The organism is Enterococcus sp. LJL120 (genome assembly GCF_054871765.1).
Window position 1 is genome coordinate 286,112 of record NZ_JBTXLV010000003.1, and the last position, 25,008, is coordinate 311,119.

General features: G+C 40.2%; 26 protein-coding genes and 2 pseudogenes. 23 read left to right on the forward strand and 5 right to left on the reverse strand.

Annotation, left to right across the window (positions count from 1 at the left end):
* Nucleotides 1–35: 35 nt before the first annotated feature.
* From ACYSNU_RS06625 to ACYSNU_RS06680, 12 genes and pseudogenes are all read left to right on the forward strand, one after another.
* Nucleotides 36–1,355 (forward strand): annotated as a pseudogene (locus ACYSNU_RS06625) (ISL3 family transposase).
* 677 nt (nucleotides 1,356–2,032) lie between these two features.
* Entirely contained in the window at nucleotides 2,033–2,464 is a 432-nt protein-coding gene (locus tag ACYSNU_RS06630; RefSeq protein ID WP_461736400.1) for a PTS sugar transporter subunit IIA domain-containing protein, read from the forward strand.
* 2 nt (nucleotides 2,465–2,466) lie between these two features.
* Nucleotides 2,467–2,745, forward strand: coding sequence for a preprotein translocase subunit YajC (yajC, locus tag ACYSNU_RS06635; protein WP_461736401.1), 279 nt, complete (start codon nucleotides 2,467–2,469; stop codon nucleotides 2,743–2,745).
* Nucleotides 2,746–2,837: 92 nt separating this feature from the next.
* Complete coding sequence (gene agaB / locus ACYSNU_RS06640; RefSeq protein ID WP_265458436.1) at nucleotides 2,838–3,320, forward strand: PTS galactosamine transporter subunit IIB; 483 nt, start codon at nucleotides 2,838–2,840, stop codon at nucleotides 3,318–3,320.
* A 27-nt stretch (nucleotides 3,321–3,347) separates the two neighbouring features.
* On the forward strand, nucleotides 3,348–4,151 hold the full coding sequence (locus ACYSNU_RS06645; protein WP_461736402.1) for a PTS mannose/fructose/sorbose/N-acetylgalactosamine transporter subunit IIC: 804 nt from the start codon (nucleotides 3,348–3,350) through the stop codon (nucleotides 4,149–4,151).
* On the forward strand, nucleotides 4,141–5,181 hold the full coding sequence (locus tag ACYSNU_RS06650; protein ID WP_461736403.1) for a PTS system mannose/fructose/sorbose family transporter subunit IID: 1,041 nt from the start codon (nucleotides 4,141–4,143) through the stop codon (nucleotides 5,179–5,181). Before ACYSNU_RS06645 ends, ACYSNU_RS06650 begins: the two co-directional genes overlap by 11 nt.
* A 199-nt stretch (nucleotides 5,182–5,380) precedes the next feature.
* Complete coding sequence (locus ACYSNU_RS06655; RefSeq protein ID WP_461736404.1) at nucleotides 5,381–6,103, forward strand: GntR family transcriptional regulator; 723 nt, start codon at nucleotides 5,381–5,383, stop codon at nucleotides 6,101–6,103.
* A gap of 34 nt (nucleotides 6,104–6,137) precedes the next feature.
* A pseudogene (nagA, locus tag ACYSNU_RS06660) lies at nucleotides 6,138–7,289 on the forward strand (N-acetylglucosamine-6-phosphate deacetylase).
* Nucleotides 7,290–7,449: 160 nt separating this feature from the next.
* On the forward strand, nucleotides 7,450–8,223 hold the full coding sequence (locus ACYSNU_RS06665) for a TatD family hydrolase (RefSeq protein WP_461736405.1): 774 nt from the start codon (nucleotides 7,450–7,452) through the stop codon (nucleotides 8,221–8,223).
* Nucleotides 8,216–8,803: a ribonuclease M5 gene (gene rnmV, locus ACYSNU_RS06670; RefSeq protein WP_461736550.1), complete on the forward strand. Its 588-nt coding sequence runs from the start codon at nucleotides 8,216–8,218 to the stop codon at nucleotides 8,801–8,803. Before ACYSNU_RS06665 ends, rnmV begins: the two co-directional genes overlap by 8 nt.
* Nucleotides 8,800–9,687, forward strand: coding sequence for a 16S rRNA (adenine(1518)-N(6)/adenine(1519)-N(6))-dimethyltransferase RsmA (rsmA, locus tag ACYSNU_RS06675; RefSeq protein ID WP_461736406.1), 888 nt, complete (start codon nucleotides 8,800–8,802; stop codon nucleotides 9,685–9,687). The genes rnmV and rsmA overlap by 4 nt, the downstream gene beginning before the upstream one ends.
* A 264-nt stretch (nucleotides 9,688–9,951) precedes the next feature.
* Entirely contained in the window at nucleotides 9,952–10,527 is a 576-nt protein-coding gene (locus ACYSNU_RS06680) for a hypothetical protein (RefSeq protein WP_461736551.1), read from the forward strand.
* Nucleotides 10,528–10,750: 223 nt separating this feature from the next.
* Here the strand turns inward: ACYSNU_RS06680 and ACYSNU_RS06685 are convergent, their stop codons facing one another.
* Together ACYSNU_RS06685 and ACYSNU_RS06690 are read right to left on the reverse strand one after the other, a co-directional pair.
* Entirely contained in the window at nucleotides 10,751–11,371 is a 621-nt protein-coding gene (locus ACYSNU_RS06685; protein WP_461736407.1) for a flavin reductase family protein, read from the reverse strand.
* A gap of 218 nt (nucleotides 11,372–11,589) precedes the next feature.
* The gene (locus tag ACYSNU_RS06690; protein ID WP_461736408.1) at nucleotides 11,590–12,564 is read right to left on the reverse strand and encodes a ring-cleaving dioxygenase; all 975 of its coding nucleotides are present in this window, start codon (nucleotides 12,562–12,564) and stop codon (nucleotides 11,590–11,592) included.
* 185 nt (nucleotides 12,565–12,749) lie between these two features.
* Between ACYSNU_RS06690 and ACYSNU_RS06695 the strand changes: the two genes are divergently transcribed.
* A complete protein-coding gene (locus ACYSNU_RS06695) occupies nucleotides 12,750–13,403 on the forward strand; it encodes an HAD hydrolase-like protein (protein ID WP_461736409.1) in 654 nt (217 codons plus the stop codon).
* 427 nt (nucleotides 13,404–13,830) lie between these two features.
* Here ACYSNU_RS06695 and ACYSNU_RS06700 read toward each other — a convergent pair whose 3' ends face one another.
* On the reverse strand, nucleotides 13,831–14,688 hold the full coding sequence (locus tag ACYSNU_RS06700) for an AraC family transcriptional regulator (protein WP_461736410.1): 858 nt from the start codon (nucleotides 14,686–14,688) through the stop codon (nucleotides 13,831–13,833).
* A gap of 281 nt (nucleotides 14,689–14,969) precedes the next feature.
* Here ACYSNU_RS06700 and ACYSNU_RS06705 point away from each other — a divergent pair, with 281 nt between their 5' ends.
* Nucleotides 14,970–15,839 (forward strand): class II fructose-bisphosphate aldolase, encoded by an 870-nt coding sequence (locus tag ACYSNU_RS06705; protein ID WP_265458459.1) that lies wholly within the window; start codon nucleotides 14,970–14,972, stop codon nucleotides 15,837–15,839.
* Nucleotides 15,840–15,885: 46 nt separating this feature from the next.
* Here ACYSNU_RS06705 and ACYSNU_RS06710 read toward each other — a convergent pair whose 3' ends face one another.
* Complete coding sequence (locus ACYSNU_RS06710) at nucleotides 15,886–16,635, reverse strand: helix-turn-helix domain-containing protein (RefSeq protein ID WP_461736411.1); 750 nt, start codon at nucleotides 16,633–16,635, stop codon at nucleotides 15,886–15,888.
* A gap of 180 nt (nucleotides 16,636–16,815) precedes the next feature.
* Here ACYSNU_RS06710 and ACYSNU_RS06715 point away from each other — a divergent pair, with 180 nt between their 5' ends.
* The 3 genes from ACYSNU_RS06715 (at nucleotide 16,816) to ACYSNU_RS06725 (ending at nucleotide 19,748) form a co-directional block, all read left to right on the forward strand.
* Nucleotides 16,816–18,093, forward strand: coding sequence for a UDP-N-acetylglucosamine 1-carboxyvinyltransferase (locus ACYSNU_RS06715; RefSeq protein ID WP_265458462.1), 1,278 nt, complete (start codon nucleotides 16,816–16,818; stop codon nucleotides 18,091–18,093).
* Complete coding sequence (gene rho, locus ACYSNU_RS06720) at nucleotides 18,090–19,385, forward strand: transcription termination factor Rho (protein ID WP_265458464.1); 1,296 nt, start codon at nucleotides 18,090–18,092, stop codon at nucleotides 19,383–19,385. Before ACYSNU_RS06715 ends, rho begins: the two co-directional genes overlap by 4 nt.
* 99 nt (nucleotides 19,386–19,484) lie before the next feature.
* Entirely contained in the window at nucleotides 19,485–19,748 is a 264-nt protein-coding gene (locus ACYSNU_RS06725; protein WP_265458465.1) for a type B 50S ribosomal protein L31, read from the forward strand.
* Nucleotides 19,749–19,840: 92 nt separating this feature from the next.
* On the opposite strand, the gene ACYSNU_RS06730 is transcribed toward ACYSNU_RS06725, so the two are convergent.
* Complete coding sequence (locus ACYSNU_RS06730) at nucleotides 19,841–21,079, reverse strand: MFS transporter (protein WP_461736412.1); 1,239 nt, start codon at nucleotides 21,077–21,079, stop codon at nucleotides 19,841–19,843.
* Nucleotides 21,080–21,298: 219 nt separating this feature from the next.
* On the opposite strand from ACYSNU_RS06730, the gene ACYSNU_RS06735 reads away from it, so the two are divergent.
* From ACYSNU_RS06735 to ACYSNU_RS06760, 6 genes are all read left to right on the forward strand, one after another.
* Nucleotides 21,299–21,508, forward strand: coding sequence for a helix-turn-helix transcriptional regulator (locus ACYSNU_RS06735; RefSeq protein WP_461736413.1), 210 nt, complete (start codon nucleotides 21,299–21,301; stop codon nucleotides 21,506–21,508).
* Complete coding sequence (locus ACYSNU_RS06740) at nucleotides 21,498–21,911, forward strand: hypothetical protein (RefSeq protein ID WP_461736414.1); 414 nt, start codon at nucleotides 21,498–21,500, stop codon at nucleotides 21,909–21,911. The genes ACYSNU_RS06735 and ACYSNU_RS06740 overlap by 11 nt, the downstream gene beginning before the upstream one ends.
* 307 nt (nucleotides 21,912–22,218) lie before the next feature.
* A complete protein-coding gene (locus ACYSNU_RS06745; protein ID WP_461736415.1) occupies nucleotides 22,219–23,118 on the forward strand; it encodes an ABC transporter ATP-binding protein in 900 nt (299 codons plus the stop codon).
* Nucleotides 23,102–23,962 carry an ABC transporter permease gene (locus ACYSNU_RS06750; RefSeq protein WP_461736416.1) on the forward strand — a complete coding sequence of 287 codons (861 nt, stop codon included), beginning with the start codon at nucleotides 23,102–23,104 and terminating at the stop codon, nucleotides 23,960–23,962. Before ACYSNU_RS06745 ends, ACYSNU_RS06750 begins: the two co-directional genes overlap by 17 nt.
* A gap of 16 nt (nucleotides 23,963–23,978) precedes the next feature.
* The gene (locus ACYSNU_RS06755; protein ID WP_461736417.1) at nucleotides 23,979–24,434 is read left to right on the forward strand and encodes a LytTR family DNA-binding domain-containing protein; all 456 of its coding nucleotides are present in this window, start codon (nucleotides 23,979–23,981) and stop codon (nucleotides 24,432–24,434) included.
* A complete protein-coding gene (locus ACYSNU_RS06760) occupies nucleotides 24,435–24,848 on the forward strand; it encodes a DUF3021 domain-containing protein (RefSeq protein WP_461736418.1) in 414 nt (137 codons plus the stop codon).
* Nucleotides 24,849–25,008 lie beyond the last annotated feature (160 nt).

Below are 25,008 nucleotides of genomic sequence, written 5' to 3' on the forward strand. Positions count from 1 at the left end.
AGTCGACGAAAACCAATCAAAAGGGGTGCTTCAAGATGTCCAATTCAAATTTTATCAAAGAACTGCTTGATATTCTAGACTTAAACCTGACATTTTCTGATTCTTGCTTTTCACAGGAGTTGATTGAGGGAGAAATTTGTAACGTGTTTGAAGGGACACTGACCTACAAGCCGGAGCACTGCCTCCATTGTCACCAAGAAAATAATCAGTCGATTATCAAATGGGGCTGGAAAAAGGTCGCTATCCTTTTAAATGATGTCAGTAATTATAAGACAATTCTTCGGATAAACAAACAACGATTTAAATGTAAAGCCTGTCACCGAACGTTTCTAGCTGAAGATACAGTCAGTGACCGCCACTGTTTTATTGCACGTCGAGTGACACTCGCCATTCTCGATTTACTGACAGAGCCACTGTCGATGGCCCTTATCGCACGATTAAAACACGTCTCACCCACCACCGTTACTCGGGCCTTACGCAGTTTTGAAACGAAAAAAGTCTGCGCAACAGCTACGCTCCCTGAGGTGCTATGCGTTGATGAATTCAAATCCGTCAAACATGTGGCAGGTGCTATGAGTTTTGTCATGATGGACGGCAAGACGCATCAACTCCTTGATATTGTTGATAACCGGCAGCTATCTAACTTGAGACAGTATTTTTGGCGGTATCCAATAGAAGCAAGGGCAGCTGTTCGCCTAGTGGTGACAGATTTTTATAGTCCCTATCGAACACTCGTGAAAGAACTCTTTCCTAACGCACAGATGGTCGCAGACCGGTTTCATATCAGCCAACATATTGGTCGTGCGTTTACTCAACATCGTATCTAAGTGATGAAGACCTTCAAAAAGAGCCACTATATGTACAAACACTTGAAGCGGTATTGGAAACTTCTTCAAAAAAATGCGTGGGACTTGGACTACGAAATGCGGCATTGGCGGCCTTCTTTCAAAGCTTACTTGACAGAAACTGAGATTGTGGATCGTTTGCTTTCTTACGACCCAGGATTAGCGCAAGGCTATGACATCTATCAGCGATTTCTTTCCGCTATGAAAAGACGCAATGCCCCTTGCTTTATTGACTTACTTAACGAGGACTATTCTGAGCTACCAGATTATTATCGAACGGTGATAACAACATTTCGGAAATACAAGAAGGAAATCAAGCGGGCGCTGCGGGTTCCTTATTCCAATGGGCCATTAGAATGCTTGAACAACCACATCAAGGTCCTAAAACGGATTGCCTATGGCTTCAGAAACTTCTACAATTTCAGAGAGCGCATCTTTTTATACAGAGGAAACTATTTCAAAAAGCTGCAGCCGTCGACAAACAAGCGGCTAGGCAACAAAGCTGCCTAGCCGCTTGCATTATTCTACTGGTTTTACTTCACCAACACTAGTTGACAAAGAGCCGTTTTTCTTCGGTGAAAGATTTTTGAAATGGGGCTTTAAGTTAAATATTATTTCCCCTGTAACTATAGCAAGATGAGTATAGTAATTCCTAACTGATTTCTCCTAAAAATTGTTCTCGACGAAAATGTTTTATAAGGATCTCGATTATGAATCATTTTTGTGTTGCGCTTAGAATGTGAATCTAAGAACTAAATACCAATAGAATGGCGTAATGACTTGAAAAGTTAGAGCTTTTTTTGGGGAAAGGAACACGAATCATTATTTCATTAGTTTTACTAAAAACTTAAACTTAACTTCGCTTAGTTGTGTTTAAAGATTCTCTGTCATGGTCTCTAATAAAATTACTCACAAAAATCAAAAACACTTGGGACCTTAGCTTTAAGGTTTATCGTACAAGAGACATTTTCTTATAGTACAAGTTTTCTATATATTCAAAATTTCAATACGTTTAGTAAAAAATGGAAAAATTCATCATTTTTGAGATTTTCAATTGAAATAGTTTGTTTTATATATCTTTAAAATCGTTTATTGACTTAATTTTGACGAAACGAAGAAAAACTTATTGTGCAACTGGTAGTAACATGTTAGAATTATTACGATAAGTTAAGAAGGAGGCGAGATTAATGATTGGCTTTATTGTGACAGGTCATGGCTCTTTTGCACCTGGATTAGTTGGCGCTATTGAAATGATTGCTGGAGAGCAGACAGCGTTTCGGACCATTCCTTTTCTGGAAGGGGAAAATATTGATGCTTTTGAAGAAAAAATGAAAGCGGAAACATTATCTCTTTTAGATGAAACAGAAGGTGTAATTATTTTTAGTGATTTGTTGGGAGGTAGTCCATTTAGAGCGGCTATGTTAGCGGCAGCAGATCAGGAAAAAGTCGAAGTTGTAGCAGGAACGAATTTGCCAATGCTAATCGAAGGGGTGGGCATGCGCAGCTTTGAAAAGAACCTTTTAGGATTGCTGACGAATTTATTAGAAACTGGTAAAGCAGGTATGGTTCATGCCCAGTTACAGATTCGAGAAGACGAAGCAGAGGAAGAAGGAATTTAGTGATGTGGAATTATATTCTGGGTTCTTCAATTGTGATGATTGCTTTCCTGCTTGTTTTTGCATTGCTTTATTTTATTGCGAGCTCTAGAGGTATGAAGACGCAGCGCAATCATTTTAAAGAGTTGCATCAAAAATTGGCAGTAGGCAATAAAGTAAAATTTTCAAATGGAATTTATGGGAAAATCAAAGCAATTAATGATAGTGAAACGGTGGATATTCAAATAAAATCGGGAGAAATCATGGAAGTTTCCCGCTATGCAATTTCGGAAATAATTGAGTAATTGCTAAACTGAAATCATTTTTTTATTTTATTAATCATTGTGGAAAAATTTTAGGAACAATCAAAATTATAAGGAAGTAGGGGGAAGTAATTATGTCTGAACCAAATATTTTATTAACAAGAATTGATAATCGGCTAATCCATGGACAAGTCGCAACACAGTGGAATGGGACTTTAGGTGCCAATTTAATCTTAGTTGCTAATGATAAGGTGGCCGTTGATAAGTTGCGGCAGGGCCTGATGGATATGGCGGCACCAAATGGCGTTCAAACGCGGTATTTCACGATTCAAAAAACCATAGATATTATCCACAAAGCATCACCAAAACAAAAAATCTTCATTATTGTCGAAAATCCTGAAGATGTTTTGAAATTAGTTGAAGGGGGAGTGCCAATTAAAAAGCTGAATATTGGGAACATGCATATGGCTGAAGGTAAACGGCAAGTTGCAACGACTGTTGCGGTGGATGATGCAGATGTAGCAGCCTTTAAAAAGCTGCAGGCAGATGGTGTGGAATTAGAAATACGTCGTGTTCCATCGACACCGATTGAGGACACAAACAAGTTATTTAGTTAATTCATTAAAATTTAGGGAGGAGTAAAGATGGATTACAACATTGTACAGATTCTTTTAGTATTTATTGTTACCTTCATCGCTGCGATTGATCAGTTCAGCTTTTTGGAATCACTGTACCAGCCAATTGTGACAGGTATGGTTATTGGACTTATTTTAGGAGATTTACAAACTGGTTTAATCGTTGGCGGGACCTATCAGTTAATGACTATTGGGAATATGCCAGTCGGAGGAGCTCAACCGCCTAATGCCGTTATCGGTGGGATTATGGCAGCTATCTTAGCGATTACCTTAAAATTGGAACCAACTGCTGCAGTGGCAACAGCAATTCCATTTTCACTATTAGGTCAGTATGGCGTGACTTTAATCTTTACATTAATGTCACCGCTAATGACTGTTGCTGATAATTATGCCCATGAAGCAAACGACAAAGGAATCAATCGGATTAATTACTTAGCCATGATTTTATTAGGCGCCGTTTTTGGTTTGGTTGTTACGTTATTCTTCATTGGTGGCGCAACCTTTGGTGAAACAGTTGTGAATGCAATTCCAGCTTGGTTGATGAATGGCTTATCAGCTGCAGGAGGCATGATGCGCTTTGTCGGTTTTGCTATCTTAATTAAAGTAATGATTTCTCGGGATATGTGGGGCTTTTACTTCTTGGGCTTTGCCTTAGCGCTAGTTGTAACTGCGGCTTCTTCACTACAAGGTTCTGCTTTAATTATCCTTGCGTTAATCGGCTTTGCTTTAGCTTTCTGGGATTTCCAAATTCAAACCAAATTCAAACAAACAGCTTCTGCTAATTCCTATGGAGGTGACGAAGATGGCATATAATATTCCAGATAATTATCAAGACTTAACGCCAGGCGAACAACTGGATAAAAAGACTCTGAATAAAATGGTATGGCGGTCTCTTTTCCTGCAGGCTTCTTTTAACTATGAAAGAATGCAGTCTGGGGGCTGGCTGTATGGAATTTTACCAGGTCTGAAGAAAATTCACAAAAATAAAGATGACTTGGCAGCTTCTATGAGTCACAACTTGGAATTTTTTAATACTCATCCATTCTTAGTTACTTTTGTAATGGGGATTGTTTTGTCACTGGAACAAAATAAAGTAGATATTCCAACTATTCGGGCCGTGCGGGTTGCTGCAATGGGACCATTAGGTGGGATTGGTGATGCACTGTTTTGGTTTACTTTAGTACCTATCACTGCTGGGATTACCTCGAACATGGCGATTAACGGCAGTATCGCTGCACCATTTATTTTCCTTTTGATTTTTAACATCGCTCAATTTGCGATTCGTTACTTCTTAATGCACTGGTCCTATCGTTTAGGAACCGATGCGATTTCAATGCTGACAGAAAATGCTAAAGAATTTACACGGGCTGCCAGTATTTTGGGGATTTTCGTTGTTGGTGCCTTGACGGTAACGTTTGGTGGCACGACGATTGATGTAAAAATTCCTAATGGCGAAACGAGTCAGATTCATTCTGTGACGACAGTGGTTCCTGCTGGAGAAGAGCATCGCTATGATGAATACATCTATAAAACAGATGACAATGGGAATCTGACGGATGAAGTACAAGATGCTGCAGATGGTGAAAAAGCGCTTGGCGTTTCAGAATTGGCTTCTGGTGATTATGAGGTTACATTTAATCAAGCAGATGTTGTCCCAGTAACAATTGACTTACAAAGTATTTTAGATGGTATCTTGCCGAAAATTATTCCATTAGCAATTACCCTCTTACTGTATCTACTAATGGCAAAACGGAATTGGACGCCATTAAAATGTATTGCCTTAATCTTAGTTTTAGGTCTACTGGGTTCAGGTCTGGGGCTTTGGCCTAGTATCTGGCCGTAACCTTGTCTAATGAGACTGTGACATAAGCTTTTGACAGAAAAATAATCGAACTATTTTTAAAGTGCTCCTAGAATTTAAGCAGTTTAGATTGCGAAAAAATTTTTAGCTACTGTGAAAACTTTCGTTCGAGCATTTCCCTCTGTTTTAACTTATGACTCAGTCTCTTTTTATTTTGAACATTGAGGAAGAGTGATGACAAATGACGATTCCGACTAAGCAACCACTTTATTCTCAATTGGTTGCAAAACTTAAAATGACAATTGCAACAGAATTAAATCCCGGAGATCAATTGCCTTCTGAGTATGATTTAACTGTAGACTTCCATGTTAGTCGTACGACGGTTCGTTTAGCACTAAAAGAGTTGGAGCGCCTAGGTTATATTTATCGAAAAAAAGGCAAGGGCAGTTTTGTCTCTGACAGAAATCAAAAGATGACTGACTTATCCAAGAACTACAGCTTCACTGAGCAGATGGAGCTTGCAGGAAAGAAGGCGCAAACTATTGTGCTGGAATTCAGTATTGTTCCTGCAACCCACTTTTTAGCAAATGCCTTGCGGGTGAAACAAGATGAAGAGGTAATTAGACTTAAACGCTTGCGTTGTGGTGATGGTGAACCAATGATGCTGGAATTATCATTTCTACCACAAAAAAAATTTGCTCAGCTGACTTTAGCAATGATTGAGGCCAAACCTTTGTATGATATTTTTTTTGAGGAGTTTCATGAAGTGATTCGTTTCGCTGACGAAGAGTTCTATGCCAGTGTTGCTAATAAAGAAGATGCTGAGTTATTGAATATTTCAATGGGTTCTCCAGTCCTAAATTTAGTGCGCACGACCTACAGTGATGAAAACGAAGTGATTGAATATACGTTAAGTGTTGCTCGTGGGGATTTATTTCACTATAAATACAGTTTCAGAAAGTAAGAAATGGTTTAATTTAGAGAAAGAAGATGAGAATATGCATTACCTGATTCAAGCCGAACGATTCTTTTTAAGAGGCGGAATGGTGACTGGCGGTTATTTGGAGATTGTTGATGGCTGTTTTGGTACTTATTTTCCTGAGCTACCGAAAGGAGACTGGGAGGTACGGGATTATGGAGCTAATTGGATTGCTCCTGGTCTAGTTGATACTCATATTCATGGCTTTAAAGGCCATGATGTCATGGACAATGATTTTGAAGGAATAAAAATTATGTCTGAAGGTCTGTTAAGCTGCGGGGTAACATCATTTTTACCGACAACTTTGACTTCTGACCGTGAGACATTGAAAAATGTTAGTCGCACAATTGGTGAGCATTATCAAGAAGTTAACGGTGCAAAAATCCGAGGTATTTTCTTTGAAGGCCCCTTCTTTACCGAAAAGCATAAGGGAGCACAAAATCCCGGATACTTTAGTGACCCCAATCTAGAAGTTTTCCATGAATGGCAAGATTTGGCGAAGGGCTTAATTAAAAAAATTGCCTTAGCCCCAGAGCGGAAGGGCACAACTGAATTTATCGAAGCTGTTACTAAAGAAGGCGTGCATGTCGCTTTAGGCCACAGTGATGCCAGTTATGAACAGGCACGGGCAGCAGTCTATGCCGGCGCAGATATTTTTGTCCACACTTACAATGGGATGAGCGGTTTGAATCATCGGGAACCGGCGATGGTTGGGACAGCGATGACAACTCAAGAGACTGTGGCAGAATTAATTTGTGATGGGCATCATGTGCATCCAGCAGCTGCCAAAGCCCTTATTAACAGCAAATCACCAGATAAAATTGCTTTAATCACCGATTGTATGCGGGCAGGAGGCATGCCTGAAGGAGAATATATTTTAGGAGAATTTCCAGTTACCGTGAAAGATGGGGCTGCTCGTTTGAAAGATGGCGACAGTTTAGCTGGCAGTATCCTCGAATTATTCCAAGGTGTAAAAAATGTCATCAAGTGGGACCTGACTTCGGTTGAAGAAGCCATTCGCATGGCTTCTTATGTGCCAGCTGTCAGCGTAGGGATTGAAAATTAATGTGGTAGTATTCAAAAAGGCCATGAGGCTGATTTTATCGTCATTACCCCCGCAGTAGAATTGCAGGAAACTTATTTAAATGGGCAATCCGTTTATAAAAAATAATTTTAATCAAGGTTGTGATGCATTAAAAGCAGCACAACCTTTTTGATTGCTAACTTTTCCTAATCACTGGCGTTTTAGGTTTAGCTTTTTAGCAAAATGTGCTAAAGTGGATAAGGATTAACGGAGCCTTGTCGTAAGGTGTTCCATGGAGGGATTTACAGTGATTTTTGATTCACATACACATTTAAACGCAGAACAATTTAACGAAGACATTCCAGAAACAATCGCTCGGGCTAAGGAGCTTGGCGTGACTGAAATGGCGGTGGTTGGTTTTGATACGCCAACGATTGCAAAATCGCTGGCGCTGAGTGCTGAATACCCAGATATTTATAGCATTATCGGCTGGCATCCAACAGAGGCAGGCAGCTATTCAGAAAGTATTGAAAAAGATTTGCTGGAAAAATTGACTTTGCCAAAGGTGGTTGCCCTCGGTGAAATTGGTTTGGATTATTATTGGATGGAAGATCCAAAAGAGGTTCAAGAGAAAGTTTTTCGCCGGCAAATTGCGATTGCTAAAGAATTTGGGTTGCCGATCAGCATTCATATGCGGGATGCGATTGAAGATACTTATCGTGTGTTGCAAGATGAAGGCGTTCAAGCAATCGGTGGAATTATGCATAGCTTCAGTGGTGATGGCGAATGGGCGAAAAAATTTCTTGATTTGGGAATGCATATCTCCTTTAGTGGTGTCGTGACCTTTAAGAAGGCTTTAGAAGTGCAGGAGGCTGCTAAAATTGTGCCGCTAGATAAACTGTTAGTTGAAACGGATGCCCCATATTTGGCGCCGGTCCCTTATCGCGGCAAGCGCAATGAACCAGGTTATACTCGTTACACGGTGGAAAAAATTGCTGACCTACGGGAAATTTCTTTTGACGAAGTAGCCCAAATGACTCGGCAGAATGCCCACAAGCTTTTTGGTATCGCCGATGACTAAACCGATTATTGAAGAAATTATTGTTGTAGAGGGCAAAGACGATACGAGAAGACTACAGGAAGTCGTGGTGGCCGATACGATTGAAACCATCGGCTCGGCGATTAATGATGCTATTTTAGAACAAATTGAACACGCCCAAGAAACCCGGGGGGTAATTGTTTTTACAGATCCAGATTTTTCCGGTGAAAAAATTCGCAAGAAAATTATGGAAGTGGTACCAGATGCTAAGCACGCCTTTTTGGCAAGGCGGGATGCAGCACCGATGAAGGGCGCATACAAGAGCTTGGGCGTGGAACACGCCAGTGACAATGCCATTTTAGAAGCGTTGAAAAGTGTAAGTACGCCTTTGACTGCGGCTGAAGAGGCAGAACAGCTGAACTATCCGATAATTTCTAAAAATGATTTGCTGGAGTTTGGTCTGATAGCCGGCGATAAAGCCAAGGAACGACGGGAACGTCTCGGAGAAATTTTGCGAATTGGTTATACGAATGGTAAACAACTAGAAAAAAGGTTACGAATGTTTCGCATCACCCCCAAGGAATTGGCGGCTGCGATGAAACAAGTGGAGGAATTAATTTGAGTCAACGAGATATTGCGACACCTTCAAGAACCCGTGAAATTCTTGAAGAACACGGCTTTTCCTTTAAGAAAAGTCTGGGACAAAATTTTTTAACCGAGCCGAATATTTTACGAAAAATTGTCGAGACAGCCGACATTAATCAAGCAACGAACGTCATTGAAGTCGGTCCGGGCATCGGCGCCTTAACGGAGCAATTGGCTCGTTCAGCTAAAGAGGTGTTAGCCTTTGAAATTGATGAGCGGCTAATTCCAGTTTTGGCGGATACTCTAGCGCCATACCCGAATGTGACCGTGATTAACGAAGATATTTTGAAGACTAATTTACCGGAGAAGGGTAAATTATTTAAAGAGGTACTACCGCTTAAAGTCGTAGCCAATCTGCCGTACTACATCACAACGCCGATTATGATGCACTTTTTGGAATCTGAGATTAAAGTCAGCGAAATGGTCGTGATGATGCAAAAGGAAGTGGCAGATCGGATTTCCGCTCAGCCGGGGACAAAAGCTTATGGCTCCTTGAGTATTGCTGTCCAATATTACATGGAAGCTAGCTTAGCTTTTATTGTCCCTAAAACAGTTTTCATGCCACAGCCCAATGTGGACTCTGCGATTTTAAAGTTAGTCCGACGTGAGCAGCCGGCAGTGACTGTCAGCAATGAAAAAGAATTTTTCAAATTGACCAAGGCAGCCTTTCAGTCCCGTCGCAAAACCTTATGGAATAATTTGCAACAGACCTTTGGCAAAGAGCCAGCCACAAAAGAATGGTTGGCAAAAAGTTTAGCGGAAGCGGCTATTGATCCGCAACGCCGTGGCGAGACTCTTTCTTTATCAGAATTTGCAGATTTAAGTAATGCGATGGAAGCATTAAAACCAACAGATAAATAAAAAATTTCCAAGGAACCAATCTCTAAAGTGTGTAGCATAGAGATTGGTTTTTTTGTCATGAAATTATTTTCAAAATAAATTTCAGAAAAAACAACCAGGTGTCTTGACACATAATCAGAAAATCTATACACTTAAGACAATTCGAATCTGTCATGACACCTTTTAGTTTTTAAATTGATTATTTCTGCAACAGCAGAAGGAGGAAAAAGTGTGAAAACCAAAAATTCTGTACGTCAGTTAACCATTGCGGCTCTCTTGATTGCGATGGGCATTATTATTCCAATGGTTATGCCAAAGATTGTTATCGGACCGGCATCTTTTACGTTAGCTAGTCATGTGCCATTATTTATTGCGATGTTTATTTCACCAGCTGTGGCTGTAGCTGTAGCTTTAGGAACTGCTTTTGGTTTCTTTGTCTCACTGCCATTAGTTGTGGCGTTAAGAGCGTTGTCCCACTTAGTTTTTGCGATTATCGGGTCACTTTACCTGCAAAAAAATCCCGGTATTTTAATGGCAAATGGTCGCTTTACTTTATTTAATTGGAAATTTCAAAGCTATAACGTGATTTTAGGCATTATTCATGCGGCGGTGGAAATGGTGGTTGTCAGTGTCTTTTTCTTTGGAGGCAATATGCCAGAGGTTTATTACACGCAAGGCTTTTTCTACACGGTATTTGTTTTGTTGGGAGTCGGAGGTTTTGTTCATAGCCTAGTGGATTACAACATTGCCTACTTTGTGGCTAATCTTCTCAGTAAACAAATCGATATTCCTGTCTTTACAAAAGCCAAGGCTTTAGCGAAAAATGAAACGCCTGACTTGAAAAAAGTTCCGAGTGTCTAATATATACGTGAAAAGACCAAAGTCTGCGCAGACTTTGGTCTTTTCTTTTTACTATCAAAAAAGGGTAGGAGTATAAAATGAAATCTGCGGTCGTCAGATTTGCCAAACTTTGTCATCGGCTGAAAAAGAAATTTTTATACTATATAAGTATCTTAGCATAGCGAGCTGAATTCTCTGGCGATCGTGCTAGAGGTCTAAAGGGATTTTCAAAAAATAAAAAAATTTATTGTGGTCGCTCTATTTCTACAATGTCGCTTAAGTGGCCGTAGAAATTCCCGGCAAGACGGGAAACCGGCTGAAAAGCTTCCGGTAAGATATATTGATTTTTTTCGTCAAAGACAGCCTCAGCAAAGTGGAATTCTAAAATTTCTAAGATAAATAAATCACTGATGATTTCACCCTCGTGATCTTTGATTGGGAGATATTGATGGACGACGGCTTCCATGCGAATTTGGGCGTCAGCAATCGCCGGAACTTGAACGGCTCTGCTGTCAGTTAATTCAAGTTCTAAATTATCCAACTCACTTTGCTCGCTTTCAAGGCTGGCTGCTGTTTGATTCATATTTTCTAAGACGACATCATTGACTAAATGAATTACCGTTTGCCCATTATCCAATAAGTTACGGGCGCTATCTTTCAGCTGCCCGTTTTTCCGATTGATTGATACGCTGACTAAAGCGACTTCTTTAGCCACGACGTTGAAATAACTAAAGGGGGCCGCATTTACAACGCCATTTTTTTTATTGTGGGTGGTCAACCAAGCAATCGGCCGGGGAATAATACTGCCCGTTAGGAATTTGTAAATCTGTTTGGTGGTTAAATCTGCCGCTTTAAAATGAATCATTCTGTTGCTCCTCCTAGCTATGAAATCAAAATTTGTTTAAATTATTCCTATTAATTGCTTCAATCACTACTAGTTCTTTTAAAGAATCCAAAGCTTCCTTATTTAAAAAATGCCGCAATTATTTGCACTATGAAAAATATTTTTTTCAGTAAAGCAAGAGGGTCGCCGAAAACCACGGAAATGGTTGCGGCAACCCTATTTTAGCAATTCTAGTTTAATTAGGCACGTTTTTGGTTGGCATCTGAAGTATCAAAAGGACGCACGTAATCTTCAATTTCTTGACGTTTTGGCTCTAAAAATGGCGGCAATGAAAGAATTTCACCGGCGTGTTCGTAAGTTTCATCTTCTAGGAAGCCAGGGCCGTCGGTTGCCAATTCAAACAAGACACCAGGCGTAGCCATAAAGTATTCTGATTCAAAATAGAAGCGTTCAACAAAACCTGAGTTTGGAAATTCCAATTCATTGATTTTTTGAATCCAAAATTGTAGAGCTTCAACATCGGCTACCCGCAAAGCCAAGTGGTGAACAGTACCAAAGCCTTCGCCGGCTAATGGCAAGTCTTCCCGATGTTCTACAATAATGGTAGCACCATTGCCGCCTTCGCCGATTTCAAATTGATAAAAGTCACCGTCTTGGCCGGTTGCTTTAAAACCTAAAACATCTTCTAAAACTAGACGCATGTGTTTAAGATTTTGGACAGTGACGAAAGCTGGTCCTAAGCCAATGATTGAATGTTCTGTTAGCACATTCGAATTTTTCCAAGGAGTTCCGCCAGCTACACCGACATTTTTTTCATCAGAAATTAATTGGTAGCGCTGGTTATCAAAGTCTTCAAATTCAAAATATTTTTTCCCAAAGCGTTCTTTAACTTCACCGTGTTCGACATTTTTTTCAGTGAAACGGTTGAGCCAATAATCTAAAGAGGCATCGCTAGGCACCCTAAAGGAAGTCCGAGAAATTGTATTCGTACCTTTCGTGCCTTTGGGAATATTTGGAAAGTCAAAAAACGTCATATCAGTGCCGGCAGAACCAGCGTCATCGGTAAAATACAAATGATAAGTTGCAATATCATCTTGGTTGACCGTTTTTTTAATCATCCGCAGCCCTAAAATATCAGTAAAGAAGCGATAAATTTTTTCGGCACTGCTAGTCATTGCTGTTACATGGTGTAATCCTCTAATTTGTGTATCCATTTTAAAATTCCTCCTGAGTTGTTTTAAGGTGCCCACTTTGAGTTTCCTCAACCAGACCTTTTTCTTACTAAAAGTAAGTATAAAGGTTTTTGTTCTTTTTGACAAACAAATAGCCTTTGACAAATTTTTTTTGATAGCAAATAATAAAGGCAACAATCTATTTGGAAAATTAGGGAGCTGGAGCAATGACGATTAAACGGATTTTTTTTGACTTAGACGGTACCTTAACAGATTCAAGCGAAGGAATTTTCAATTCGGTGCGTTATGCCATAAAGAAATTTGATTATCCTGAGCCAAGCCTGACTGAATTGCGGGGCTATGTTGGCCCACCTCTGCTAGCGTCTTTTATGGAAAACTATCAGCTGACTGAAGCACAAGGTCAGGAAATGGTTCAGGCCTATCGGGAATATTATACTGATCAGGGAATGGAGGAATTATTTGTTTATCAGGGAATTCCCGAAGTCTTAGCGCAATTGACAGAAAATTATCTGCTATCGGTTGCCACCTCCAAGCCTGAAATTTTTGCCAAGCAAATTATTCAGACAACTGGCTTGCCCAAATATTTCTCTGGAATTTTTGGGGCAGACTTAGAAAGTCAGCGGGTCGCAAAGGCCGATGTTATCCGCTATGGCTTAGCTGAATTAGGCCAAACAAATCCTAAAGAAGTTATCATGGTAGGCGATCGCTCCCATGATATTTTGGGAGCAAACGAAAATAATATGTCTGCAGTCGGTGTTCTTTATGGCTTTGGCGACCAGAAAGAATTAAGTGGAGCTGGGGCAAAGTGGTTAGCTGAAAAACCAGCAGATTTAATTGAAATTTTCCAAAAATTTAGTTAGTTAACTAGCAAAACAAAATGCCCCTCAACTGAAATATGGTTGAAGGGCATTTTATTTGGTTCACTAGCTAGCCGTTTGGTTTTCTTATCTAAAATAAAAATAAGAAGTAACGGAAATCAAAAATAAAAAACTGCCAAAAGAACTTCTGAGACTCGTGTATTGCCCCAAAAGCTCAGACAAAAAACGAAACATTTTAGGGGTCCCTACATCGTCAAAATTATTTCAAAATCTGAACCAAATAAAAATGATTTAGAAATGAATGACAGTATTTCTGAGGGGTAATAATAGAAAAAGTTATTTAGAAGTCTGCCAGCGATAAAAAATTTTCAGAAGAAAACCAGCGGGGATTTAGCTAAAAACTAAATCCCCGCAGGTAAGATAGAATAGAATAAAAATTAAACTAACTTTTTTAAAGGTTGTCCCAGAATTAGTTGCTCTTTGGTTTAACCGGAAACCAAACTTGGAATTCGGCATTCTGAGGGTCTGAATTTAAATAGACCTCAATGTCTGGCAGATTGGCATACTCATAGCCTGAAGTTGGCAGCCATTCGGTGTAAATTCTTTTTTGCAGTTCTTGAATGGAAGTCGGCATCGTACCCGTCCCAGCAAAGACGGCCCATGTAGCTGCTGGGATTTCAAAGGATTTATAATCAGCTACTTTTTGATCAGTGGCAACTCCAATGACATACTCCCATTTTTCTGCATTCATTTCAGTCATGTAACTAACACCTAAAACTCCCGGCACATCTTGGCCCATCAAAGGGAAAAGTTTTTCCAATGCGCCTGCTTGACTAGTTTCATTCCAAAATTCAGGAATGAGTCGCTGACTTTTCTCCATGTCTTTGTCCAAGGTCAAACTTGGCCCGGTGACGGTAAAACTTGATTTTTCGATGATTTGATATTCCATTTTCTCGACTCCTCTGATTTGGATGGCAAAATTTAATTGGGGATAACTCACTAAAACGGCGCCGTTTTGTTTGGCGGCCTGCGGGGTGATGCCGTGAATACTTTTGAAGGCCCGATTAAAAGCAGTCGGGGAATCGTAGCCGTATTTCAATGCAACATCGATTACTTTGGCGCCGTGCTGCAAATCGACACCGGCAAGACTCATTTTGCGCCGCCGCAGATATTCTCCTAAAGAAACATCCGCCATATAAGAAAACATCCGCTGATAATGATAAGTCGAGCAGCGGGCAATCTTGGCTGCCTCATCAATCGAGACTGTTTCCGTCAGATTTTCTTCCAAATAAGCTAAACTTAAATTTAGTTGTGTTAACCAATCCATTTTGCCACCTCAGTTATTTACCAATCGTTTTGGTATGTCTATAGTTTAAAGGTTGTGAAAAAACTTTACCTCTTTATTTTGACACAGGTTTTAGGAGCTTTTCAAGTAGGAAAAGCCTTCAGGTGAGAAAATCTTTGTGAAAAATATGTAAGGCCTTGTGAAATTTCCAATAAAACGTGTTTTTAGTAGAAAAGTACCTTAATGTCTGATAGAATATAAACGTTGGTTGGACAAGGTCCGACAAAAAACAAAGTTTATTTAAAACTAGGAGGAATATTATTATGCCAGTAGTATCAGGAGCTGAATTTTTACAAGCTGCTCGTAAAGGTGGATATGCCGTAGGTGGATTTAACACCAACAACTTAGAATGGACGCAAGCGATTTTGAAAGCTGCCGAAGCTAAGAAAACACCTGTTTTAATCCAAACTTCAATGGGTGCTGCTAAATATATGGGCGGCTACAAATTGGCTAAAGACTTAGTAACTGATTTAGTTGAATCAATGAACATCACTGTTCCTGTTGCGATTCACTTAGATCATGGCGACTACGAAGCTGCTTTAGAATGTATCGAAGTTGGCTATACTTCAGTTATGTTCGATGGTTCTCATTTACCATTCGAAGAAAACTTGAAATTAGCAAAAGATGTTGTAGAAAAAGCTCACGCTAAAGGCGTTTCTGTAGAATGTGAAGTTGGTTCTATCGGCGGTGAAGAAGATGGTATCATCGGCGCTGGTGAATTAGCTGATATTGAAGAATGTAAACAAATGGTTGCAACTGGTATTGACTACTTAGCATGTGGTATCGGTAATATCCACGGTGTTTACCCTGCAAACTGGAAAGGTTTAGCATTTGACCACTTACAAGCAATTGCTGATGCAGTTGGTCATGATGTACCTCTAGTATTACATGGTGGTTCAGGTATTCCTAAAGAACAAATCCAAAAAGCAATTTCAATGGGTGTGTCTAAAGTTAACGTGAATACTGAATTCCAATTATCATTTGCTAAAGCTACTCGTGAATACATCGAAGCTGGCAAAGATTTAGAAGGTAAAGGCTTTGACCCTCGTAAATTATTAGCACCAGGTGTTGCAGCAATCGTTAAAGATGCTGAAGAACATATCGACTGGTTCGGTTCTGCTGGTAAAGCATAATTAAATTTTCGATGAGTAAAAAAACTGTCCAGTGATGGGCAGTTTTTTATTTTGAATTAAACTGTTGAAATAAATTTTTGCCGCTAACGATGCTAGAAATAAGTTTCTGCTGATCGTTTATTGGGATGTTTTGCCGCTCTAAAAAAGCGGCAAATTGCGGTAAGAATTCCTTCACAGGCATCTCCAAATTTAAAGCAAATTTTTTATCGCCACTAATCAAAGATAGCGTGAAGCTATCTGGCCCAAAGTCAAAGGGTGAAGTACGGATTTTTCGCCGGTAAAGTAAACTCACTTCTTGGATATTTTGGTACCCAATGAAATTTATCTCAGGTTTTTGTTTAAGCAGTTGTTTGATTTTTTCTAACGGCTTTTTTGAATAGGTAGCCATCGAAATGCCACTTTGTTCAATAACCCAATAGTCAGTGAAAGCTGTTGGTAGCATCAGAAGCAAGAGTTCTACGACAGCAATCAAAAAATTCATCAAGAAATTGCCAGCCATCTGACTGACAATAAGCGCAAAGAGCAGACAATAACCAATTAGCAGCAGGCTATTTTGTCTTTGATAGTGTTTACCGATGCGATACGGCTTTTTAAAAAAAGGGCTGCCTTGGACTAGCTCATCTATTGAGATATTGTATAAATCCGATAGCGCCAATAAATTATCCACATTCGGGACAGATTGCCCCAACTCCCATTTCGAAACAGCTTGCGTTGTGACAAAAAGTTTTGTGGCGACCTGTTGCTGGGTCAGACAATTTTGTTTGCGATAATTTTTTAATAGTTGACTAAGCTCCATAAAATCCCCTCCTACAAATTCAGCTTACTATTTTCTTTTAAAATCAACAATCAACTAGCGGTTGTAACAGGCTTATTCTTTAAAAAACCAGCAATTCTCGCCGCTGCATATCATCCTAAAAAGAAATATGGTAAGATAAAAAGGGTTTCAACTAGAAAAATAAATATAGGTGACTTATATATGAAAAAATTAGTAATCAACGGCGGTCGGCCCTTATCAGGTGAAGTAACCGTCAGCGGCGCTAAAAACAGTGCCGTCGCATTAATCCCCGCTGCTATCCTTGCTGACTCTCCGGTAATTTTAGATGGTGTCCCCGACATTCAAGATGTGCATTCCCTTATTGAAATTTTAGAAATCATGGGTGCTGAAGTCACCTTTGAAAATAATCAAATGACGATTGACCCCCGTGGCTTAGTTTCAATTCCAATGCCCAGCGGAAAAATTAACAGCTTGCGGGCTTCCTATTATTTTATGGGCTCTTTGTTAGGAAAGTTTGGTGAAGCAGTGGTTGGACTGCCTGGCGGTTGTTATTTAGGACCACGGCCAATTGATTTGCACATTAAGGGCTTTGAAGCTTTAGGCGCTGCTGTCAGCAATGAGCATGGTGCGATGTATTTGCGGACGAAAGCAGCTGGTTTAAACGGAACCCGCATTTTTATGGATATGGTTTCGATTGGCGCTACAATCAATGTGATGCTGGCAGCGGTAAAAGCAGAGGGCAAAACAATTATTGAAAATGCTGCTAGAGAACCAGAAATTATCGACGTGGCGACCTTGTTAAATAATATGGGAGCCAACATTCGTGGAGCAGGTACGGATATTATTCGGATTGAAGGCGTCAAAGAGTTGCACGGTTGCCGCCATTCAATTATTCCCGATCGCATTGAAGCGGGCACTTATTTGTCGATGGCCGCTGTGATGGGTGCGGGTGAAGGCATTGTGGTGAAAAATGTCATTTTTGAACATTTGGAAAGTTTTATTGCGAAGTTGCAGGAAATTGGTGTCCATATGGAAATTTCTGAGGATGCGATTAAAGTGTTCCCAACGGAAGAATTACAGGCGGTCAGTGTCAAAACTTTCCCTTATCCCGGCTTTGCTACCGATTTGCAACAGCCGATTACGCCGCTTTTATTAAAAGCTCAGGGGCGGGGAGAAATTTTAGATACTATTTATTCTAAACGTGTCAATCATGTGCAGGAATTAGCTCGGATGGGAGCTAATATTTCAGTCAAAGAAAATTTAATTGTCACAGAAGGTCCGTCCGAGTTGCAGGGGGCTGAAGTGGTTGCTTCTGATTTGCGGGCTGGCGCTTGCTTGGTGATTGCCGGCTTGATGGCGAGCGGTACGACGACGATTTACAACGTGGAATATATTTTAAGAGGTTATGATCACATTGTTGAGAAATTAACCAATCTTGGTGCGGATATCAAGATGATTGAGGAAGAGGAAAAAGCATGAGCGATTATTTAACAATGGCAGAGCTTGAAAATAAAACTCTGAAGGAGATTTATACCTATGCCAAGGAATTTAAAATTCCTTATTATAGTCAAATGAACAAAAAAGAATTGGCGCTGGCTGTCATTCGGGCCCAAGCGGAAAATCAGGGCTTCTTTTATATGGAGGGTGTTTTAGATATTGTCGGTCAAGAGGGGTATGGTTTTTTACGGCCGATTAATTACGGCCCCAGCCAAGAAGATATTTATATTTCCTCCTCGCAAATTCGCCGCTTTGGTTTAAGAAACGGCGATAAAGTCGCCGGCAAAGCGCGACCACCGAAGGAATCAGAACGCTATTATGGTTTGATGCATGTTGAGTCGGTTAACGGTAAAGACCCAGAAGAAGCGAAGGAGCGGCCACATTTTCCAGCGCTGACGCCATTGTATCCAGATCGGCAATTAATTTTAGAAACGACAGCTGGCCGTTTATCAACTAGAATGATTGATATGTTTGCGCCAGTTGGTTTTGGTCAACGGGGCTTAATTGTAGCGCCGCCAAAAGCGGGTAAGACAACGGTCTTAAAAGAAATTGCTAATGGGATTACGGAAAATAATCCCGATGTGGAATTAATTTTACTGTTGATTGATGAGCGTCCGGAAGAAGTGACGGATTTAGAGCGCAGCGTTAAAGGCGATGTCGTGTCCTCCACCTTTGATCAACAGCCGCAAAATCATACCCGCGTTTCGGAATTAGTTTTAGAGCGGGCGATGCGCTTAGTCGAGGACAAACGCGACGTCGTGATTTTGATGGATAGTATTACCCGCTTAGGACGAGCGTATAACTTGGTGATTCCGCCAAGCGGTCGGACCTTAAGCGGCGGGATTGATCCAGCGGCTTTATACAAACCGAAAAAATTCTTTGGAGCGGCCCGCAATGTTGAAGAAGGCGGCAGCCTGACTATCTTAGCAACAGCTTTAGTGGATACTGGTAGCCGGATGGATGACATTATCTACGAAGAATTTAAAGGGACCGGTAACCAAGAATTGCATCTTTCCCGTGATTTAGCAGAACGCCGGATTTTCCCAGCGATTGATATTAAGAAATCGGGTACGAGAAAAGAAGAATTGTTAATGTCAGCGGGTCAATTAGAGGAAACGTGGAAGCTGCGGAATCAAATGAGCGGTGATTCTTTAGAATATACCGATCAACTAATTCGCTTCTTAAAGAAAACCAAAAATAACGAAGCTTTCTTAAAAGCCTTCCAAGATGTTGAATTCGGCGGCCGCAGCCCGAAAAGAAATCAAAAAAGATAATTGTCAAAGCGATTCATTCATGATATTATATGAATGTTGTTTATCGACAAATAACTCTGATTCAGCAAATGTTTCAGGGCCTAAGGAGCGTAATAAGTTATGAAACAAGAAATTCATCCAGATTACCATCCAGTCGTATTTATGGATTCTACAACAGGTTTCAAATTCTTGTCAGGTTCAACTAAATCTTCACAAGAAACTGTTGAATGGGAAGACGGCAACACTTATCCAGTGATTCGTGTCGAAGTAACTTCTGATTCTCATCCATTTTACACTGGTCGCCAAAAATTCACTCAAGCCGATGGTCGAGTGGACCGTTTCAACAAAAAATACGGTTTGGCAGACGCAAACGCAGAACAATAATCTGCACAATAAATTTTGGTTTAACCAAGATGATTCGAAACCTTCCCAAATTTCGGGAAGGTTTTTTTGTATTTTTGAAGAACGCTCCAACTTTATTCTTTTACAACATAAATATCACTTTCTTTAGTTTGCTTAAACCAAAAGAAACACAGACAGGAAATAAGCAAAACAAAGCTGCTGACAATCATCATGGGGATAAAGAAAGAGGTCAGGCTGTTCTTAAATAGAATCCCCATGATAAATTGCCCCACGGGAACGGCGCATTGAGCAACCGCAATGATGGTCGCCATGACTTTCCCCAGATTTTCCTTTGGCGTGATTCTTTGCACCAAAGAAATCAAGTAGATGGAGATGGCACTCATCATCATGCCAATAATGGTTCCAATAATCATAACAACGCTGTAGCCTACTCCACCGCCGAAAATGCTTAGTAATAAGTTCATGACAATCAAGAGAATTCCTGAAAAGGCGAAGGTTAGGTACAAATTATTAAAGCGTAAATTTTTAGTTAAGATGCCGGCAAAGATGGCACCTAAAATATTGGAAAGACTGAAGACCGCCATGCCAATTCCATATAACGTATCATTGACGTTTAAAATAATTCGCAAGATAATCGGCAAGCCGACAATAAAGAATGACGAGAGGGAAAAATTAATTAAGGCAGCGATAATAATGGTCTTTGAGATAACTGCATTGTTTTTCACTTCACGAAAGCCAGCCTGCAAATCTTTGAATAATGTTTTGACTATCGCTCCACTGCGTTCTTGATGGACTCGCGGAATTTTTAAGAAGCTTTCAAAGATTGCTGCCAAAATGAAAAAGAAAATACTGATACCGATTAAAAGTTGAGCGCCTAAGACACCGTATAAAATACCGCCAATAATTGGTGCAACAACATTTGATAATTGCAAAATTCCATTTGACAGTCCGTTAATTTTCTCTAATTCATGTTCTTCGACAATTAAGGGAATGCTGGCGCCAACTACCGGTGTATCAAAGCTGCCGACAATGGCTAGTAAAAATAAAATCAAGCCAATTCCCCAAATCGATTCACTCCAACCAACAACTACGAATAAGCATAAGGCTAAAAATGCATTGGCGACATCCATTAGCACCATCAAAATTTTGCGGTCAAAGCGATCGGCAATTGCCCCGCCAATCGGCGCAAATAAAACCGGAATACTGGAAATCGCCAAGACTGTCGCAAAGACATCTGCCCGACCCGTTATATCCAAAACAAACAATGATAAGGCAAAGCGTAGAATTGCTCCGCCAAACACAGAAATAAATTGTCCTAAAATTAAATAGCTAATATTTTTTCTTTTTCCCATCCCTTTTTCCCAACTTTCTTCATTTTTAAAATAAGTTTAGAGGATGATGAGTAAAATCTCATCCGCCTTAAGTCTTATTCGCAAACGAACTTTAGTTGGAGAAGGCAAGCTTCACCTAGAATAGCATCAACCGCGACGTAAAATAAACTTTACGTAAAAGAAAAAGTTTGATACACTTTAAACGTAAAGTATACTTTCCGTCAGAAGGGAAAGAAGTCCATGAAAAATAAATTAGAAAAAATTCGCAAAGAGCGGGGCGTCACTCAAGAGGACTTGGTGCAGGCCTTGTTAGTTTCCCGGCAGACCATTAGCTCTCTAGAAAATGGGCGCTATAATCCATCGATTCTATTGGCTTTTAAGCTGGCCCGCTATTTTGATGTGGCAATTGAGGACATTTTTATTTATGAGGAGGAAGAAGATGAAAGCTAAGCTGGTAAAATTAAGCGGCAGTCTAATACTTTTTTTGGCTGGTCTATTTGGATTGCATAGAGAGCTTTGGTTGAGCTGGGGGCTGCCGTATTTTTTAATTGCCTTTGGCTGTGGCCTACTCGGCAATTATTTGGGAGCTATTTTGCAGGAGCTGGCCTTCAAAAAAGATGCGGCAGCAAAAAAAGCCTTTGAAATTGAAGAAAACGATGAGCGCAATGTCCAAATTGCGCTGCTAGCAAAAGCTAAAGGCTTTGATTTGATGACAATTTCACTCGGCGCTTTGATGTTGGCATATGCCTTGATGAAGGAAAATTTACCGGTTGTGCTCTCGTTGGTAGCTGTCTACTTAGTCATTCAAGGGTACTCGCTTTTTTGGCGATTGAAATTGGGCAAAGAAATGTAAACTGCATCATCATCACTTTTTAAGAGGCTGTGACATTAGTCAGAACAGAGCCGAACTATACGAGCGGTAGCTAGTGAAAACCACTAGATATAGTTCATTTGCGACGAAGACCTACTGGGCCGCAGGAGCAAATAAAGTATAGTTCGGGATTTCATCTGTTAAAAAGACTAATGGCACAGGTTTTTTTTATTCAAATTTCACAGTATTTTTTTGACCACTCAGTTTCAAATTTCCACCACTTACCGTCTTTTTTGTCACAAGAGCTGAGAAATTTTATAAACTGAGTGTACGAAAAGAGGTGCTGAGGATGTTAACAGTCAACAATCTAACTAAAAATTATGGAACACTTCAAGCGGTTAAGGGAATAAATTTGGAAATAGCAGCTGGTTCTTTTGTGGCTTTTTTGGGTCCTAACGGTTCGGGAAAATCAACAACAATTTCTATGCTGACTAAATTAGCGCCGGCAACCAGCGGCCAAATATTATTAGACGGTCAACCCGTTAAGACAGCTGAATATTACCAACAAATTGGCGTTGTCTTTCAAAATAGTATTTTAGATGATGAACTGACGGTTTGGGAAAATTTGACTTTGCGGGGGAAAATGAGTGGCCGGGTTTCAAAGGTGAGAATACAAGAATTATCAGAGCTTTTTCAATTGACCACCTTTGAAAAACAAAAATACGGCACCTTATCCGGCGGTCAAAAGAGGCGAGTCGACATCGCTAGAGCTTTGTTGCACCAGCCGCGAATTTTATTTTTAGATGAACCAACGACCGGCTTAGATATTCAATCCCGCAAAATGATTTGGCAACTCCTAGAAAAATTACAGCGGGAGACACAGCTGACAATTTTTTTAACTACTCATTATCTGGAAGAGGCGAATAATGCCGACTACGTTTATATTCTCAAAGAAGGTCAGATTATTGCAGAGGGAACAGCCGAAAAATTGCGACAAGCCTATACTACTAACGTTTTAGAAATCGAGACGGCAGTTCCTGAAAAAATTAGCGAAAAAATCCCTTCGGATGTGGCTTTTGAAAAAATGGGCCAGCTGTTGACCTTTTCTAATATTCGCGTTCAAACCGCAATTGAAATTTTAACGGCGAACCGTAATCAAATTAGCAATTTTCATTTTTATGAAGGCAGTATGGATGATGTCTTTTTAGCGGTAACTAAGGAGGAAACTAGTGATGAGCGGATTAATTGAACGAAACTTAATGATTTATTTTAGAAATCGAAGTGGCGTAATTTTTTCAGTCTTGGGGGCCTTGATTTCATTTGTTCTGTATATCATTTTTTTGCGGGACACGATGATGGGGAACTGGACTCAAGTGGCGCAAGGCGTTCAGTTATTAGATTTATGGTTGATTGGTGGAACATTGGCGGTGACGGCGATTACCAGCACTTTGGCGGGGTTAGGCCAGATGGTGGAGGACCGGGAAAGAAATGTGCTGAACGATATTACTTTGGTTGGGTTGAAGGAAACACAAAAAAATCTCAGCTACGTGCTGAGTGCAACTATTATTGGAAGTGTGATGCAGCTGATTTTATTGTTAATCATGGGTTGCTATTTTGTGCTGGTAGACCAGATTACCATCCCCTTCAGTCAATTGCCAATGCTCTTAGTAGTGGTGTTTTTTAGCTCATTTTGTTTCAGCCTGCTCTTTTTTGCGGTGATTAGTTTTATTAAGCGCAAAAACACTTTAGGAAAAATTGAAACCATTTTAGGCACCGCGGCCGGGTTTATGGCCTGTGTCTATGTGCCGTTGGGATTATTGCCAGAATTCGGGCAAAGTCTGATTAAAGGGACGACGGCGATTTATCTGGCAGCTTGGTATCGTCGAATTTTGTTGGCCCCGACGTTTGCAGATGCGACCAACCAACTGTCTGCCAATGAATTAGCTTTAGCCAAAACTTCTCTGGGAATTGAGATTGAATGGGGAAACTTTGCGGCAGCCGGCTATGAATTTGTTATACTGATAGGGATCGGACTTTTAGGGTTGCTGTTGATTGTTTTAGCAGCAAGACGCAGAAAAGCTGAATTGAGTTAATCTGAGGAGAAACAACATGAAAATTGAGGTGCAACTGACAGAGCAGCTGGCAGAGGATGAATTAGAAATTTTCATCAAAGCCGCTCCTGCAAATCAGCAGGTGCAGCGGCTCGTAGCTGAACTAGAATACTTATTAGAGGAAACACCAACGGCAATTCCTTTAAAACAAAAGGAGCGAATTGCCTTAGTCAAGGTTGAAACAATTGCCGTGGTGTCCGTTCAAAAAGCAGAATTGACGATTAAAACCTTAAATGGCGAATATCAAACGAAGGAACGCTTATATCAATTTGTCGAGCGTTTGCGTAATCCGGATTTTTTACAGATTTCAAAATTTTGCGTGATTAATATCAATCAGCTGGATTATTTAGAGGATAGTTTTTCCGGAAATATGCTGGCATTTTTAAAGGGCGGCTACCAAGAGAGTGTCAGCCGCAAATACCTGCCAAATTTAATGAAAAGGCTGGGCGTGTAAATGGATAAAAAAATAATTAAGAAAATTCTGTCCCGTTTTTTTGCCGGGGTCATCTTCGCTGCAATCATTTTTGCCACTTTGCGTTTGTTTCAGATTCAGACTGAGCCATTAAGCGTTGGCAATGTAGTCAGTGTTCTGTTTTTAGGCGGCTGCTCAGGTCAGCTGACTGGAATTTTTGACTTGGAAATCAATTTTTCCTTTGCGCTGTTATTACATTTCCTATGTACCATGCTGCTCACAATTTTCATTTTTCTGGTAAATGGTTGGCAGGATGCTTTGCTGGAGGATGGTCTTGCTGTGTTTGGCTATTTTTTCATCAGCTACCTTTTTGTCTGGCTCGTATTAAAAATTCTGCAACGCCGTAAAATCAGTAAGATTAATCGGCGATTACGGAAAAATCGAGCAGGAAAATAATTTTTGAAAAAATTACTTGAGGAACAGTTTACTATGAAATAAATTCTTTATTGCGCCCAAAATATATATTGGCTATATCGGCCGCCAAGTTGCTTGTACTTGGCGGCTGATTTTGTTTGTGAAAGGCCTCGATTTTTCAAAAAATAATGAAGCTTTAAAA

Bases quoted from the DNA above. Each gene is read 5' to 3' on its own strand.
- ACYSNU_RS06630 (WP_461736400.1), top strand. From the start codon at position 2,033: ATGATTGGCTTTATTGTGACAGGTCATGGCTCTTTTGCACCTGGATTA.
- yajC (WP_461736401.1), top strand. From the start codon at position 2,467: ATGTGGAATTATATTCTGGGTTCTTCAATTGTGATGATTGCTTTCCTG.
- agaB (WP_265458436.1), top strand. From the start codon at position 2,838: ATGTCTGAACCAAATATTTTATTAACAAGAATTGATAATCGGCTAATC.
- ACYSNU_RS06645 (WP_461736402.1), top strand. From the start codon at position 3,348: ATGGATTACAACATTGTACAGATTCTTTTAGTATTTATTGTTACCTTC.
- ACYSNU_RS06650 (WP_461736403.1), top strand. From the start codon at position 4,141: ATGGCATATAATATTCCAGATAATTATCAAGACTTAACGCCAGGCGAA.
- ACYSNU_RS06655 (WP_461736404.1), top strand. From the start codon at position 5,381: ATGACGATTCCGACTAAGCAACCACTTTATTCTCAATTGGTTGCAAAA.
- rnmV (WP_461736550.1), top strand. From the start codon at position 8,216: ATGACTAAACCGATTATTGAAGAAATTATTGTTGTAGAGGGCAAAGAC.
- ACYSNU_RS06680 (WP_461736551.1), top strand. From the start codon at position 9,952: ATGGGCATTATTATTCCAATGGTTATGCCAAAGATTGTTATCGGACCG.
- ACYSNU_RS06685 (WP_461736407.1), bottom strand. From the start codon at position 11,371: ATGATTCATTTTAAAGCGGCAGATTTAACCACCAAACAGATTTACAAA.
- ACYSNU_RS06690 (WP_461736408.1), bottom strand. From the start codon at position 12,564: ATGGATACACAAATTAGAGGATTACACCATGTAACAGCAATGACTAGC.
- ACYSNU_RS06695 (WP_461736409.1), top strand. From the start codon at position 12,750: ATGACGATTAAACGGATTTTTTTTGACTTAGACGGTACCTTAACAGAT.
- ACYSNU_RS06700 (WP_461736410.1), bottom strand. From the start codon at position 14,688: ATGGATTGGTTAACACAACTAAATTTAAGTTTAGCTTATTTGGAAGAA.
- ACYSNU_RS06705 (WP_265458459.1), top strand. From the start codon at position 14,970: ATGCCAGTAGTATCAGGAGCTGAATTTTTACAAGCTGCTCGTAAAGGT.
- ACYSNU_RS06710 (WP_461736411.1), bottom strand. From the start codon at position 16,635: ATGGAGCTTAGTCAACTATTAAAAAATTATCGCAAACAAAATTGTCTG.
- ACYSNU_RS06715 (WP_265458462.1), top strand. From the start codon at position 16,816: ATGAAAAAATTAGTAATCAACGGCGGTCGGCCCTTATCAGGTGAAGTA.
- rho (WP_265458464.1), top strand. From the start codon at position 18,090: ATGAGCGATTATTTAACAATGGCAGAGCTTGAAAATAAAACTCTGAAG.
- ACYSNU_RS06725 (WP_265458465.1), top strand. From the start codon at position 19,485: ATGAAACAAGAAATTCATCCAGATTACCATCCAGTCGTATTTATGGAT.
- ACYSNU_RS06730 (WP_461736412.1), bottom strand. From the start codon at position 21,079: ATGGGAAAAAGAAAAAATATTAGCTATTTAATTTTAGGACAATTTATT.
- ACYSNU_RS06735 (WP_461736413.1), top strand. From the start codon at position 21,299: ATGAAAAATAAATTAGAAAAAATTCGCAAAGAGCGGGGCGTCACTCAA.
- ACYSNU_RS06740 (WP_461736414.1), top strand. From the start codon at position 21,498: ATGAAAGCTAAGCTGGTAAAATTAAGCGGCAGTCTAATACTTTTTTTG.
- ACYSNU_RS06745 (WP_461736415.1), top strand. From the start codon at position 22,219: ATGTTAACAGTCAACAATCTAACTAAAAATTATGGAACACTTCAAGCG.
- ACYSNU_RS06750 (WP_461736416.1), top strand. From the start codon at position 23,102: ATGAGCGGATTAATTGAACGAAACTTAATGATTTATTTTAGAAATCGA.
- ACYSNU_RS06755 (WP_461736417.1), top strand. From the start codon at position 23,979: ATGAAAATTGAGGTGCAACTGACAGAGCAGCTGGCAGAGGATGAATTA.
- ACYSNU_RS06760 (WP_461736418.1), top strand. From the start codon at position 24,435: ATGGATAAAAAAATAATTAAGAAAATTCTGTCCCGTTTTTTTGCCGGG.